At 49.8% G+C, this 14,463-nt stretch carries 11 protein-coding genes; 3 read left to right on the top strand and 8 right to left on the bottom strand.

From position 1 onward, the window contains the following. Positions 1–107: 107 nt before the first annotated feature. Both AC6I8E_RS21865 and AC6I8E_RS21860 read left to right on the top strand, forming a co-directional pair. On the top strand, positions 108–962 hold the full coding sequence (locus AC6I8E_RS21865) for a restriction endonuclease (RefSeq protein WP_497824952.1): 855 nt from the start codon (positions 108–110) through the stop codon (positions 960–962). A gap of 124 nt (positions 963–1,086) precedes the next feature. Beyond that, positions 1,087–2,523 (top strand): putative phage abortive infection protein, encoded by a 1,437-nt coding sequence (locus AC6I8E_RS21860; RefSeq protein WP_497824951.1) that lies wholly within the window; start codon positions 1,087–1,089, stop codon positions 2,521–2,523. A gap of 96 nt (positions 2,524–2,619) precedes the next feature. Here AC6I8E_RS21860 and AC6I8E_RS21855 read toward each other — a convergent pair whose 3' ends face one another. The 5 genes from AC6I8E_RS21855 to AC6I8E_RS21835 form a co-directional block, all read right to left on the bottom strand. After that, the gene (locus AC6I8E_RS21855) at positions 2,620–2,958 is read right to left on the bottom strand and encodes a hypothetical protein (RefSeq protein WP_497824950.1); all 339 of its coding nucleotides are present in this window, start codon (positions 2,956–2,958) and stop codon (positions 2,620–2,622) included. A gap of 698 nt (positions 2,959–3,656) precedes the next feature. Continuing rightward, the gene (locus AC6I8E_RS21850) at positions 3,657–4,415 is read right to left on the bottom strand and encodes a retron system putative HNH endonuclease (RefSeq protein WP_497824949.1); all 759 of its coding nucleotides are present in this window, start codon (positions 4,413–4,415) and stop codon (positions 3,657–3,659) included. Continuing rightward, a complete protein-coding gene (locus AC6I8E_RS21845) occupies positions 4,408–5,646 on the bottom strand; it encodes an AAA family ATPase (RefSeq protein WP_497824948.1) in 1,239 nt (412 codons plus the stop codon). Before AC6I8E_RS21845 ends, AC6I8E_RS21850 begins: the two co-directional genes overlap by 8 nt. Positions 5,647–6,455: 809 nt before the next feature. Beyond that, entirely contained in the window at positions 6,456–7,922 is a 1,467-nt protein-coding gene (locus AC6I8E_RS21840) for a YsnF/AvaK domain-containing protein (RefSeq protein ID WP_497824947.1), read from the bottom strand. 276 nt (positions 7,923–8,198) lie between these two features. Continuing rightward, positions 8,199–8,768, bottom strand: coding sequence for a pyridoxamine 5'-phosphate oxidase family protein (locus AC6I8E_RS21835; RefSeq protein WP_497824946.1), 570 nt, complete (start codon positions 8,766–8,768; stop codon positions 8,199–8,201). A 254-nt stretch (positions 8,769–9,022) separates the two neighbouring features. On the opposite strand from AC6I8E_RS21835, the gene AC6I8E_RS21830 reads away from it, so the two are divergent. After that, positions 9,023–9,607: a GNAT family N-acetyltransferase gene (locus AC6I8E_RS21830; protein ID WP_013356624.1), complete on the top strand. Its 585-nt coding sequence runs from the start codon at positions 9,023–9,025 to the stop codon at positions 9,605–9,607. Between the two features lie 45 nt (positions 9,608–9,652). Here AC6I8E_RS21830 and AC6I8E_RS21825 read toward each other — a convergent pair whose 3' ends face one another. From AC6I8E_RS21825 to AC6I8E_RS21815, 3 genes are all read right to left on the bottom strand, one after another. Further along, positions 9,653–11,782, bottom strand: coding sequence for a putative bifunctional diguanylate cyclase/phosphodiesterase (locus tag AC6I8E_RS21825; protein ID WP_497824945.1), 2,130 nt, complete (start codon positions 11,780–11,782; stop codon positions 9,653–9,655). 426 nt (positions 11,783–12,208) lie between these two features. Next, positions 12,209–12,448, bottom strand: a complete 240-nt coding sequence (locus AC6I8E_RS21820; RefSeq protein ID WP_013356627.1) for a hypothetical protein — start codon at positions 12,446–12,448, stop codon at positions 12,209–12,211. Positions 12,449–12,864: 416 nt separating this feature from the next. Next, a complete protein-coding gene (locus AC6I8E_RS21815; RefSeq protein WP_497824944.1) occupies positions 12,865–14,247 on the bottom strand; it encodes a methyl-accepting chemotaxis protein in 1,383 nt (460 codons plus the stop codon). Positions 14,248–14,463: the final 216 nt, after the last annotated feature.

The raw sequence follows: 14,463 nt of genomic DNA, 5'->3' as shown, positions 1-14,463 counted from the left end.
TGAGTCACGGCAAAGAACGTCAGCATAATGGTAGGGCTTTCCCCGCTGGACAAACCGACTTTTATGTATAAATGGCAGAATTTAAGACCACGCATAGGAAAAACCTAATGAAAATAAAGCGTCAGGATATTCAATTATTTGATCGCCTTTTTGAAAGTAGTGGTGGCTATATTCTTGATTTTTCAAATCGAACACTTGCTGAATTCTTTGATGAAGAACTCAATATTGATATAGAACATGAGATTTATAAGGAGGATGGTGATTCTAAGGCAAAGCGTGTCAGGTGCCTGATGCGCAAGTCCGATCAGGAAACCGTCATGCGAATGCTGAACTGCCTGTGGGCTTACAAACAGCAGACTTTCCCTGCAGCTGCGCTGCGCGATCAGGCTGACTTTCATAATCTGCTGGATAGAATTACTGCAGCGCAAAGCCATGAGGTCGAGGGTCTTCGGCCCATCCAGGCGTATGCCGGCATCGATTACGCAGCGCTGACGGCAGAGATGCAGGCTATGAGCATACTTCCGCCTCAGCAGCGCGGATACCGTTTTGAGGTGTGGCTGAAAAAACTTTTTGCGGTCTTCAGGCTGGAGCCACGTGAAGCGTTCCGTAACAGAGGCGAGCAGATAGATGGCAGCTTCAGAATGGAGGGAGATTATTATCTCCTGGAAGCGAAGTGGCAGCAGAGTCTGACGCCAGCAGCGGATCTTCACGTTTTTGACGGGAAACTACGTCAGAAAGCAAGTTGGACGCGTGGTGTGTTTATAAGCTGGAAGGGTTATACAGAAGACGGTATTCAGGCATTCGGCCGCGGGCACAGCATCATCTGTGTAAGCGGTGCAGACCTGTTTTACAGCCTGAGCGACCGCATTCCATTCCCTGTATTGCTGAATGCAAAAATACGTGAAGCATCAGAGTCAGGCCGCCATTTCGTTGAATATCGCGAATTACGCGAATTTAGCTGATATATAAAAAATTATCATCGCCTAATAAAATATTGAATCTCACATTACGGGGTGTTTCTGATTAGAAATTTGCTCAAGTCCTCGTGCTAATAGTTAATAAGTAAGTGTTAAAAAGGAAACGTCAATGGACATGGGTTTTAAAATCGTTGATCAAAAAAAATTTTTTATTTCTGTAGTTGTTGCTCTGACAATTCTATTTCTTTTATTTGGCGTTAAAGATATGGAGCAAAGGATCGCATTTGCCAGTGCAATAGGAACGATTGTCGCGGCCTACGCAGCCTGGCAGGCTGCCAGAGAGGCAGCGAAGAGTGCGAAAATCGCAAGAGAATCCATGGACGCAACAAAGGCGCTGGGGTTGGAAACACTGAAAGAAACACAGATGGCAAACCAGCGAACGGCTTTTGAAAGCCGCTACACTATGCTTCTAGCTCACCATGACCATTATCATCAACAGTTATGTGATTATCTTGATACCTATTGGCAGCATAATAATGAATTAGAAACACCTGATGTTGATAAATTGCAAATTGAAGAAATTGAAAATTTCTTTTCTAAAAGCATTTATGCAGAAAATCCGAATGACTGCTTTTCATTTCTAACGGGACACCAGATTATCAGCAGATACATGCGTGTACTTTACCACCTGCTAAAGTTTGTGTACGAAAATGCCAATTTTAACCAAAATAAAAAAATTAGGTTTCAGAAAAATTACACATCTCCGGTCAGGTCAACAATCCGCAATGACATACTGTTGCTGATAGCCATTAATGCGCTTAATGTCCGGAGCCAGGGTGCAAAAAACTCGTCATACCCTTTATATCAGAAAATGCTGCATAACTTCAGTTTCTTTGAACACGCCATTTTCATGTTCCCTTCAAAGCCTAACTCTCTGTTCAGTCGAGATAACTGGAAGAAACAGGTACAAGACCAGGTAATAATAAGCCAGTCAGACTTCTCTACAAAACTCAGCAGTCAGATGGATGATACGAACCCTCACTTCAGGATTCCCAAAGTCCGACTGATTTCCCCGTTGATTATGGTTCTCTATATCTTTGACAATCCAATGCGTGAAGAAGTTCTTAAAGCACTCGATAGTCTGGGCCTGCGTTGGGAGGTAAATGATCAGGTTATTGAAAAAATAGAAAATGCAAAAGAAAGGGTACAGCACGCTGTTCAATTTGTTGAACAAATTCCCTCATGTAGATACCAGTCTTCCAGCTACTCGGGATGGAACAAAATCACTGAAGAGATCCTTTCAGATATAGAAAAAAATACATTTAGGACTGCTTGTAATTCTGATGCCTATAAATTCGAAATGGTAAACGATGGAAAAATAATGCCGCTGGAAGGAAAACTCGTAAGGGACCACCTTGGCACATTTAAACGTTCACAAGACATACTCGAACAATACAAAACTTACAATGGCGCAGAAGGTTATGCGGATTATCTTGTGCGGCTCCATAATGAAACCATTAACAACTCCCTCAATGAAATTGAAAGTTACAACGTAAGAAGTGCACAATATGCTGCTCTGCAATCAGAAATTCCTGAGGGAGAGTAAGCCAGCGCTCAAAACGTGAATGGTTGTTAAATGAACAGCTTTCTGTTAGTATTAAATGAATCAGGGTGGTGAGACACCCTGATTCTGTACAGCTTCTTACTTCAAGAACTTACGTATGACCCAACGCATAACTGCCGGTGCTGCGCACAGAAATGCACTGCTGACCAAGACTGCTGTTGCAGGTGCCAGCGCCGGACTTTCCCCGAACTTCACAAGCAAATCAACCATCCAAGTTCTTACCGCCGCCATATACGGATCCGAACAGTACGTAAGTGCCGTGCCCCAGAACCAGTCAATAAGGCTGTCGTGGTTTCCGCTTCCGCTGTTGTCAGTCGGGGGGGGATCTTGACGCTGAATAGCGTGGTTGTTGCTGTTGATACTGCTGTTGTTGTTCGAGTTCACGTTGATATTGACGACTAAAGACATTAAGTTCATATATATTACCCCTCAGGTAGTTAGGAATGTTTGATACTTCTCGATTAAAAAATGACCTATTCATAGATATCCTTTGTGTTTCAGTAAAAGACGATTAAATAACCCTTATTTCCTTACTCGCAAATAAGTACTGCATTTGATTTACTGCCTTTCAGGCAGACCTTCCCTAAGGCGTTGCACCTTCTTTCTCACAATCCATTTATTTGAGTCAGGCAAAAAAAAGGCCCTGACGGTCGTCAGAGCCTGGCATGAACACACCATTCGGATTCTCTGACGTTGTTATTATATTTATTCGCAGAGGACCCGACTTATGTCCCGGAAGCTGCTTTACTTCCTTTCCTGAATATAGTGTTATCTTACCGCTACAATACGTCTTTGTCAAGAGTCAAGTATTTTTCTCTTATTTTATTAAATTTTTCTTGCGCACTTAATAGTATTATGCGCGCAGCTTGATAAAACTTTTTGGGCAGAACTTACCCGGCAGAAAGTTATTTTTTGTTGAACTGAACCGGTACCTTTTAAAAGTATTGATACCTCGCGAAGTTTAAAAGATGGCGGCACATATTGTCTGAAAGAACATGTCCGCTTGCTCTTCTGTCTGCCTGTCAGGTAGGTGCTTTCCGTTTTCCGCTAGAAGCGAAAAGGCCGGCATCATTGTGCAATTCGACGGCCATGTACCCAGCTATGCCTGGCTATATTTACATACATTCGTCAGCGTATTCATTCAGCCGGTGTTTTGCTTCCTGATATGTGACCGAATTTTGTAGTAGGTAGGAGCAGAAGTTAGATAGTCTTGCGCTGGGTCGGACCAGCTCTTCGATGGTACAAAGTGCATTGTTTATCTTTCCTGCCCGTTTCTGCTTATTTGCGGCAGTACGTGCCAAGTTGAATTCATCGAGAGCCTCACGAAGGTCGGCCTCAAAAACCCGAAAGTTCACCAGAATAGCGCCTCTTGCCGAAAAAAGTCTTTTTTCTGAAAGGCCGCATACCTCGATGGTCTTTTCAGCGATGTCGTGGCTGGGACCTGCCGCTGGCTCAATCATGATGTCTGTGTAGGTGAAGCAGTCGCATGGATCGAGTTCGTAAGGATTTATGATGGGCTCTCTTTGCGTGTCATGGTTGAGCTTACTGTTATTACAGGCCTTGCAACTATAAAGGAGATTGGCCCATTCAAAGGCTTTATCCGTATAAATGGACTTAGGATGAAAGTGTTCAACCTCTGCAAAGCCTGTTTCTGCAGGTATCCCTTCACAAAATGCGCATTTATTAAAAGAACTTTCTTTTAAAGCTCTTCTGATTTCGTCATGTCGGTAGAATTTTAATGCCGCCTCCTTTTCTGACGTCGGTATCGTTTTATACTCACCATACTTTGCGACCAAACTCATAATCCCCTGCGTCCAGTCTGCACCGTTATCGCATAACACCTGTGGTTCAGGTGGTCGGGTCAGCTTAATCATCGGCCTTTGCCTCCATGCCAGCCATACGGGCTTTCAGGATAATTAATATTTCATCCCCCGGATGGCAGATGGATTCGAGACGGGCATAATTTTCTTTAAGCATATTAAGATTATTTTCCTTAATATTGCGATAACAAGAAGTTACCAGAGTTTCGTAATCTTTATTATCTAGGCTTCTTACGCCCATTAGCTCCGTCAATATTAAATCCGTACTCCATCCTGAATATGCCTTTTCAGAGGGCTGAAACTCATATTTTTCTTCATTGTATGAGGATGGAAGCATAATAATTTCATTTTCTTTAGCTGATGCCAAAAGGTGAGGCGAGTGAGTTGTTACAATGAACTGTAAGTTGGGGAAAATTGCCGCTATACCTTGCCTGACAGTTAACTGCCATTCGGGGTGAAGGTGGTTGTCAAGCTCATCTATAAGTACGGTGCCATGCGCATTCTTTACGTTTTTTTCGCCTACGGGTAAACATGCTTCTATCCATTCGAATATAGCTATTATGATATATAAAACGGCCTGGAATCCTGATGAGAGTTCTTCAAGAAAACATTCTTTTCCATAAATTGAGAAAACAGGCTCAAGGTCACGTCCTGTTTCGATGTATCTGAATGAGCTATTGAATGGTCCTATAACTGGTAAAGATTTTATCAAATGATCCCAGTTTTCTTTTTCTTCCTTTGCCCACGCTTTATCAATCACAAAATAACGATTAATGAGCCACTGCTTTACATCTCTTGAAGAGTCATTATATAAAAAATCTAGCGAGTTATTACAATATACTTTTATGCTTTCTTCACTATCTTTTTCTCTGGTAACGCCACTGATACTTTTATAATTTATTTTTCTTTGTGCGCCAATTACCAGAGGCGGAAGATTAAAGGTGGTTTTAGCATGGTGAACAGAAATAGATTTCCGCCCTGATTCGGAAGGCGGCGTTACAAATGTATTAATTTCGTCGTTTCTATACCTTTTCGTTCTTAAGAATCCAGGGCCCAAGCCGCTTCTGAATTTATCACCATTTATATCAACATCTATCCAGTATTCACTTTCATCTTTATGCCTTGAATATTTACCATTCCAGGCAATGCAATGTGCTATTGCAGCGAGAATGGATGTTTTACCACAACCGTTTGGCCCCGTGATAAAATTAAACCTGTCATTAAACGTAACGTTAACCTCCGAAAATTTCTTTAGGCTTTTAACATATAATTTTTCAATGGTCATCCATTTTCTCCTTTTAAATTTTATAAAAAATTCTCTTATATGAAAGCTATTATTAAAGCTGTCTCAGAAGATTCATTTATCTATATTACCTTAATAAATACCTCATTGTCATGATGACAGGCACGCCCAGGGTCTGTCTGTGATTAGCGTGCGTGACGCACATACTGTCTTTCTGGCGGTTTCCGCTTTCTGTAATAACCGGAAACCCCGCGTCAGGAGGCGATTCCGGGCCGGAACCACAACATACGGTGTCCGATCATCATCAGTAGTCCCTTATCCAGGTATAACCGGATCCTTTCAGGATCCGCCCTTCCCGTCACCCGCCTGCTGTTTTGTTCCGTTTTATGGTATATATCCTGAAACCGGAAAACATGCCTGGGTCGCTCAGCGGATTTTTCCGGTGGTCGGCGCCCGTAAGCCAGGTGAAAATGAGCAGATTAAGAACAGACGTCGCTGTGTGAAATCTGGAAAAGGCGCAGGGGTAAATTCCGCGAGATTAGTCATTGCTTTATGACCTACTCTTTTTCTGTCTCAAGGTTAATCCTATGCAGGTATGAAGCGCCGGATGCCTGATACATTGTCCTCAAGCTGACCACCCATTTTTTAGTTTAGAGCAACAAAAATTATCAAAAGTGGCAAGGGGATGTGGCAGCACAGCACTATTGATAATGCTTTAGCATGAATTATGTGCTGTAGAAGAAAAAATCCAGAGATTTTTCTTGCCTAAAATTTAATTTAAAACAAAATCTTAATGCAAAAAAAACCCGTCAGCGACGGGTTTTTTCAGGCCTGAAAGATGAAAATCAGCATTACGGCTTTTTAAACTTGTCTTCGACCTTATCTTTAGCTTCAGCAATTTTATCCCCGGCTTTTTCCACGAAACCCTCTTTATGCGCGGGTTCGCTGCCTGGCGTTACCGGACGGCTGTCGTGGTCAGCGCGCGCCTGACGCGTGCTTTCCAGCAGCGGATCGGTCGCGGCAGGATTACCGGTCACCGGATCTGCATTGAGATGGTCGGCACGGGCATGGTCAATATCCACCTCTTGACGACGCACCGAGTCATTGATGGTTTCGACCCGATCGCTTGCCTCTTTACGCAGCACCACTTCTTCGATGATCTGCGCAGTCTTATTGACGACCGGCTGCTCATGCGTCTCTTCCACTTCAACCATTTTCTCGGACCAGTCAACCTGGTCCGGTGAGCCCGTTTCGTTCACCGGACGACGGAATATTTCCGCATGTTGCTCATGCAGAGAGACGTTTTCAGACACTCGATCCGTGACAGTGTAGCGGCGCACGCGGGTTGATCCTTCGCTGACCAGTCGTTTACCTACTTCCAATCGCTCTTCGACCAGACGCAGCACATCCTCGTCACTCTCATCACCGGTCAGGGCAGTACGCGCCGCGCCGCGATGGGCAGAATCGGTTTGCAGCGGATCGATGGCACCGTTTTCCTGAAGCGTGCCGCTGGCGGGTGCTGTCAGGCCATCATCGGGCGCATAGTCATCAGGCAGCGCGGCACTGCGTTCAGTCAGCTCTTCATGTGCATCCAGAATACCCAGTGCGCGCGGCAATTCATCCTCATCGGCCCGCAGCGACAGCACCACACCGCCGGTACGCATCGCATCTTCATAAACTTCGGCCTGATCCTCTTCCAGCGTGTTGCCAAACAGGCGCTGCCAGAATCCCGGATGACGGGCTTCATGACCTTCAGTACGCAGCCGTTCACCGGAGATGATATCAATATCATCATCCAGGAACCCGGCCTTAATCAGGTTACGCTTTGCACCTTCTGCCAGTGAGATATTGCTGAACATTGTTACGATTGTTTCACGCGCCATGTTGTGTTCCTCGGTGATGGATTCGGACGGCTCTGAACAGGGTATTCGGGTCAGATGAGCCTGCTGTCGGCGCAGGGAGACAATCTGTTCTGTCTCCACCTCGCTGACGACTTTGCGAATGTGCCACTCCTCTTTCAGCACCAGATGACGGACGATCTCGACCTCTTCTTCGACAATCGGAATAATCAGGACGCCATTTTCTTCACGAATCGCCGGCATCTCAGTCAGCCGCTCCGATTTAGGAATGCGTTGAATATCCGCCGTCTGCTGCCGGAGCATCAGCGCAATTTGCTGCTGATGTTCAGTGACCTGCCGGGTAACCCTGACATGACCGTCGATGACCCGCTGTTTCGAGATCTCAACGGTTTCCTCCGCCAGACTTAAGACCTGTTCGCTACCCTCTGGCCCTGGTTTTTCAGGAGGTTGATTGTTCATGGTTAACCTGCCTGTGATACAGAGCGATCATTTGTACTTTCCCTGGCCTTGAGCATAAGTGACTGCTTTTGGGTTAGTTAAAGCCTGGCACAAAGAATGATAATGGAAAGAAAAAAGCAGAAATATGCCGCTATGTGAAGATAACATGGCGCTAAAATCGGATAAGCGATGCGGCAGATAAAAAGAGGATCAAAGGGTGAATAGCAGTGAAATCTCTGTTTTCAGATGAGTCAAAGAGAACGGATCGGGCAGTGAGCTCGCCTGACGTGCCTAATGTCACGGGTTGATCCATCCGCTTTCCTGCCGTTCGCCATTGGTGGAATAGTGAAACCGCGCACGCTGATTCTCATTGCGCTGAAGCTGATACGCATCCAGCATGCTGACCTGCACAATCACCACGCCAAAACGTGATTCGCCCGCTTCTGCTGCCGTTGCGTCCTGTGTCTCGTGAGCGGGGGCCAGCGCTTCTCCCGGCGGCCCGCCGATGTACGTCTGGCGCGTGTGCTGCGGTAACGCGCGCCAGGCGTCACGGGCAACAGCACTTCCCGCGGCATAACATTCAGCCTGTCCCACCAGTCGGAGCTGCAGGCGACGCTCATGGCAATATCCCAGCACGGTAACCTGGGGGTTCGCCGCCATCTCCAGCCACTTCGGACTACGCACATCGGTATGAAAGGTCAGCATCCGGCGGACGTCATGGCACTCGCGCAGTACCACCGTGCGCGCCTGAGGCCGTTGTGCAGCATCCACGGTAGCGAGCGTCAGATAACGAAATCCGGCCTGCGGATCGGCGGCAGCCTCTGCCAGTGCTGCCCAGCTGGCTGTTTCAAAGGTTTTCAGATCCATTGGAAATTACTCTCATCAGGGACAATGTCAGCCATCTGGCTAAAAGCGTAGCAATGATGTGAGCAGATGGCCTGTCCGCCCCGCTCTGGCAGGAAAATATGATCCGCGACTCGCCGTGCGATACCGCGGAAGAGTGAGACAGTCGCGGGATTGCGGAACGCCTCGCAAAGTCGCGAACGCGCGTCCCGCCAGTCTGCCGCTCTGTGCTATTTTTGCGCCATCACCTTACCGTCTTGTCCGCAGGAAATGGCACTATGTCTGATGAAAAGCCCGCTGAAGTCCGGCCAGAAATGCCCGTTAAAGTCACCTCGCCGCGCCTGACCTATCGGCCACTGAGTCAGGAAGACTGGCCTTTTTATCTTGCGGTCAGTCAGGACAGATCGGTGATGAATTACATCAGCGATCCGCGCAGCGCTGAAGAGATCCGAACCCGGTCATTCGACGTGCGCCTGCCAGCCTGGTACAAAGGCTGCACACACTGGTTGTGCCTGGTCATTGAGGAAAAAGCGACGGGTCTTCCGGCTGGCTTCTGCGGGTTTATCGATCGCGGAGAGGGCATTGCGGAATTTGGTTTTATTCTGGCTGCCCACGCGCAGGGCAAAGGCTACGGCAGCGAGTCGCTGCATGCCACTATCGCCATCTGCTTTGAGCAACAGGGTTACCGCAAAATGACCGCAACGGTGACGGCAGGCAATGTCGCCTCGCGCCGTACGCTGATCTCCGCGGGCTTTATTCAGGAAGGCACTCTGCGGCAGAATTTCTTCCTCGATGGCCAGTGGCACGATGACTGGATTTTCGGATTGCTGAAACAGGATTACCGACCCGGACAGCCAGACTGACGGGCGTCGATTGTCCCCTCTCTTCTGCTGCCAGGGTCAGAGTGTTCAGGGTGATGTGACATCGTAACCGCTGGCAACAGCAGGCGCAGAATGCTCCTCGCCGCACAGCATTGCTTCAAAGTCCGCTGGTGTCAGTGGCCGGCACAGGCCATTGCCCTGCATAATGTGACATCCGGCTGACGTGACAAAAGAGATCTGCTCTTTGTCTTCAACCCCTTCAGCAGCCACCCGAATACCCAGACTTTTGCCGAGTGCCGCGATAGATCGGTACATCATTCGCACCCGCATGCTGGAGTTCAGCTCGTGCGTCAGCGACTTGTCGATTTTGAAACCTGCCACAAAGCTGTGGCGCAGCAGATTAATGGCCCCCAGCGTGCGTCCGTAATGATCGATGATGAATGAGGCACCGGTCCGGCGCACCGCTTCAACCTGAACCGGCATATCCTGCACCAGCACAGCCAGCAGAGGCTCATCCACCTCCAGCTCAACAAAACCCGCATCGCCGCCGGCACTCTCGCGTATAACGTTTTCCAGGCTGTTCCCTGTCAGCTGACGCGGAAACAGATTGATGCTGACACGAAGCTCAGGCGATCGCACCTGCCACTGCCGGACCTGTGCCAGAGCACTGCGGATGATCCATTCCCCCAGCGTTACGGAAAGCGGGCTTTTAACCAGCATGCCGATGAAGTCGGCAGGCAACAGCAATCCGCGTGTCGGGTGCTGCCAGCGTACCAGCGTCTCGCAGCCAGCCAGTTTTCCGCTTTCCACGTCGAAGCGGGGCTGATAGTAAAGCGTGAACTGCTGCTGCCGCACTGCCGTTTCCAGTTCGCGTTCAAAACGGCGGCGCTGCTGCTCCGCTTCACGAAACGCAGGCATAAACAGGATACTGCAGCCTTTGCCTGAGGCTTTGGCACGGTAGAGTGCCAGATCAGCAGCGGACATCACCGCAGAGGGATCGCGACCGTGCTCCGGGTAGGAAGCGATGCCGGTACTGGCACCAACCACAACCGGCGAGTCGTGGTAGCGGAACGGCGTCTGTACGGCTGCAATCAGTTTTTCCGCCGTAATCGCTGCCTCAGCGCTGCCGCCCGCCAGCAGGATCACAAATTCATCGCCGCCCAGCCGCGCAGCCGTCACGGCACCGGCGCACACTGCACGAATCTGCTCGGCCACGTGACACAGCAACGCATCGCCAGCTGCATGTCCCAGCGTATCGTTCACCTCTTTAAAACCATCGAGATCGGTCATCAGTAACGTATAGGGAACACCCGCTTTAGTCAGCTGCCCGACCTGATCCATGAACGCGCTACGGCTGGCGAGTCGCGTCAGCATATCCAGAGAAGCCAGCTCACAGAGCCGCGCCTCACTTTCATAGCGGGCCGTAACGTCGCGGATGATCATGCCCACCAGCCGCTCGCCCTCTTCACGCCAGCCCGAAAATGAGACTTCTGCCGGGAATTCACGGCCGTCACGCGTGACGCCCCATATCTGCAAAGAACGAGGATGAGAGATAGCTGCTTCGTCTGAGGTAATCCGGGCCAGCTCGTTACGGTAATCAGTCTGGCAGCGCGCCGGGATCAGCTCGCTGACATACTGTCCTCTCATCTCCTCTGCGCTGTAGCCGAAGAGAGCAGTGGCGGCCGGATTCCAGAAGGTGATGCCGCGCCGCAGGTCGGTACAGACAATGGCGTCGGGTGAGGTGGATGAGATTGCCTGAAGACGCTGCTGACTGGTGTAGCGCAGTAACTCCAGACGATGCATCTCCATGCGATCCATCACCAGCGCAGCAATATCGGTCAGATGCGTCCGATCCTCTGCAGTCAGCGGCTCGCGCGGATGACTGTCGGTCAGGCAGACGGTGCCAATGTGATGACCATCCGGCGTCGAGAGCGGGATCCCGGCATAAAAGCGGATAAAGGGGTAGCCATGAACCAGCGGACTGTCGCGGAAGCGGGGATCTTTCAGCGTATCGGGCACGCAGAGGATATCGCCCTGCGCCAGCGTATGGTGGCAGAAGGCGACGTTGCGCGACGTACCGGAAATGTTCAGACCGTAACGGGAAGCGAAAAACTGTCGTTTCTCATCAATAAGCGATACAAACGCCACCGGTACACGGAACAGTCGCGCAGCAAGCGTGGTAAGGCGATCCAGCGCATCAGTCGGCGGTGAATCCATCAGATGATACTGCTTAAGTGCATCAAGGCGAGCCGCCTCGGCATCATGATAAACTGGGCGTTTCAGCGTAAATCCCCTCTGATGTTATCTGCTGTGGCCGGCATGACGCAGCATGAAGAGGACACGTTCAATCAGACAGGACGCGCAGAACTGGCTGCCGACCCGCTACCGGAAGAAAGGCCCGTCAGTGAACTCTGCAGCAAAAACCAGCTGCAACGAGTCCGATAATACCGGCATCGCAGGCAGCGAGATGCCGGTTAATACATTATGCCGGGCAGTGCGGTCGTGACGGTTCGGCGGTTAATAGCGGACCGTGCCAGGACAATCCTGCCAGAGCAGATAAGATGCGCGAATTAATGCGCTTCGCTTAGCTCTTTATATCGGCCTGAAATACGTTAACTTCAGGGGAAAAAGCGGCAGAACGCCTTACTTTTTAAGCTTTGGAACCAGTTCGTAGTGCGGATGCTCTCCCGCCAGCAGCATCAGCAGTTCATATTCTCCCTGGCTGAGCAGCGCAGGGTTTTTGGATGCTTCTTTAGTCTGCCAGACGCGCTGGCTAAGGTCGAAACGTTCGGCTGCAATCTCCTGCGAAAGACCCGCCGCAAGGCGCAGCTCACGCACGTTATGCTGGACGGCAACAGGCCGCTGTAAAATCTGATTTCCCATATGAAACGCTCCGCATACGGTGCCCCGGTGAGATGGTCAGGCAACCGAATCCGCCTGCATCCAATACATAAATTTGAGTTAAGTTTTAAATGCGCAGCGATCCGTAATCGTCAGGAAAGCGTAAAGCTCAGGTAAAACCACAGAGATTAACTGTAATTATATTTAATTCGTGAAACGGATAATTATTGCACCGCTGAGAATAACCCTCGCCCTTCTGAATAGTGATTATGATCAGGTAATGATTAACATTCATCACCGCCTGAAAAAGATGACTTTTTTCATTCAGAAATAAAAGAGCGCAATTATTAACCGTTATTTTATTTTACAGAGCCGTTATCTGCAGATGAATAAAATAGCCGGTCAGGCTATGCCTGACCGGAATCCACACGGCCGCGTGTGTTTAATCGATGCAAATGTCAGTTCACTATCCCGACAACCTGCGGTGGCAGGGTAAAGCGGGTAATGACGCTGCCCAGCGTTTCAGTCTGTCCGCTAAGGCTGCCTGCCGTTGCCGAAACCTGCTGGACCAGCGTCGCGTTCTGCTGCGTAACGCGGTCAAGTTCAGCCACCGCCACGGTGACCTGGGCAATCCCTTTGCTCTGCTCATCCGAGGCCAGCGCAATCTGTCCAATCAGTTCATTGACGCCGCCGACACCGCGCAGCACGGCTTCCATAGTCGTTCCGGCACTCTCTGCCGCCCGTCGGCCATCATCCACGCGTGCCACAGTATCGGCTATCAGCTCTTCGATCTCTCTGGAGGCCGCAGCACTTCGCTGGGCCAGTGAACGTACCTCACTGGCAACCACCGCGAAACCGCGGCCCTGCTCGCCCGCACGCGCGGCTTCTACGGCGGCGTTGAGCGCCAGAATATTGGTCTGAAATGCGATGCCATTGATGGTGGCGGTGAACTGCCGGATTTTCTCTGATCCCTGCGCGATGCTGGTGATGGCTGCCGACACCCGCTGAACCAGCTCCACGCCCTGATGGGTCGTATCCGTGGTGCTGGCGGCCAGTTCACGCGCTTCACGGGCATTCTGTGCATTGTGACGCACGGTAACCGTAATCTCCTCCATGCTGGCAGCGGTCTGCTCCAGCGCAGCGGCCTGAGTGGAGGTCCGGTCGGAGAGATCGGCGTTACCTGCTGCGATGTCGCCAGCCTCACGATGAAGAATGGCTGCGTTGTCGTGGATAGCGCTGACCGTCTGCAACAGACTGTGCTGCATCTCTTTAACCAGCGGCACCAGTTGCCCGACGCAGTTGCGACCCAGATCCTCCGGCTCGCGCGTCAGGTCACCTCCGGCAATAATTTTTAAATGCCCGCGGATTTTACCTACCGGACGCACCAGATGGACAACCAGATAGCGGTCGCAAAACAGCAGCAACGCGAAGGCTGCCAGCAGTGCCGCCAGCAATACGTGCTCAAGCTGACGCCGGTCAGCGGTAAGAGCAGCCTGATTTTGCGCCAGCTGCTGCGTCACGCTATCCAGCTTCGCGCGGGTAACCGTTGCATACTCTGAGGGTGAGGTCGTAAGTGCTGCGCGAAAGCTATCCCAGTCAGCACTAGCCGGCGTTAAGGCGACGAGGGCGTTTTTGTCTGCGGCTGTTCCGCCCTGCATAACAAGAGCGCTGTGCGTCAGAAAACTCAGCTGCTGCGTCAGAACAGCTGAGCGATCGGCCTGACGATAAATATCCCGCACAATCTGACTGCTGTAGCCACCTGCCAGCGCGACCACGCCCAGTGAGACGATCATTATCCACAGCACAACGCGGCGAATAGTGAAATGCCTGAGTGAGTTCATGAGGTTTTCCCCGATGTTGTCATTGGTGTAGTTAAAATTAAACAAAAATAAGTTATACCATCTACTTTAATGCGTTATTATATAGCGCGCTATGTTTATGCTTACTATCCTGGCAGGATATTTCAGAAATTAAAAGTTTTTAACGACAAAATAATAGAATCGTCATTCATAAAATATTTCGTTAAAGAAAAAGGATTTGCTATTCTGCTCAGGCCT

Source organism: Pantoea sp. X-Soil-YNGN-785 (genome assembly GCF_059730585.1).
The sequence above is the reverse complement of the archived record's forward strand: the minus strand, read 5'-3'. Positions and strand labels throughout refer to the sequence as shown.

Excerpts from the sequence above, each read along its gene's own strand:
- AC6I8E_RS21825 (WP_497824945.1), bottom strand. The coding sequence starts at position 11,782 with ATGGATTCACCGCCGACTGATGCGCTGGATCGCCTTACCACGCTTGCT.
- AC6I8E_RS21835 (WP_497824946.1), bottom strand. The coding sequence starts at position 8,768 with ATGGATCTGAAAACCTTTGAAACAGCCAGCTGGGCAGCACTGGCAGAG.
- AC6I8E_RS21830 (WP_013356624.1), top strand. The coding sequence starts at position 9,023 with ATGTCTGATGAAAAGCCCGCTGAAGTCCGGCCAGAAATGCCCGTTAAA.
- AC6I8E_RS21860 (WP_497824951.1), top strand. The coding sequence starts at position 1,087 with ATGGACATGGGTTTTAAAATCGTTGATCAAAAAAAATTTTTTATTTCT.
- AC6I8E_RS21845 (WP_497824948.1), bottom strand. The coding sequence starts at position 5,646 with ATGACCATTGAAAAATTATATGTTAAAAGCCTAAAGAAATTTTCGGAG.
- AC6I8E_RS21815 (WP_497824944.1), bottom strand. The coding sequence starts at position 14,247 with ATGAACTCACTCAGGCATTTCACTATTCGCCGCGTTGTGCTGTGGATA.
- AC6I8E_RS21850 (WP_497824949.1), bottom strand. The coding sequence starts at position 4,415 with ATGATTAAGCTGACCCGACCACCTGAACCACAGGTGTTATGCGATAAC.
- AC6I8E_RS21840 (WP_497824947.1), bottom strand. The coding sequence starts at position 7,922 with ATGAACAATCAACCTCCTGAAAAACCAGGGCCAGAGGGTAGCGAACAG.
- AC6I8E_RS21820 (WP_013356627.1), bottom strand. The coding sequence starts at position 12,448 with ATGGGAAATCAGATTTTACAGCGGCCTGTTGCCGTCCAGCATAACGTG.
- AC6I8E_RS21855 (WP_497824950.1), bottom strand. The coding sequence starts at position 2,958 with ATGAACTTAATGTCTTTAGTCGTCAATATCAACGTGAACTCGAACAAC.
- AC6I8E_RS21865 (WP_497824952.1), top strand. The coding sequence starts at position 108 with ATGAAAATAAAGCGTCAGGATATTCAATTATTTGATCGCCTTTTTGAA.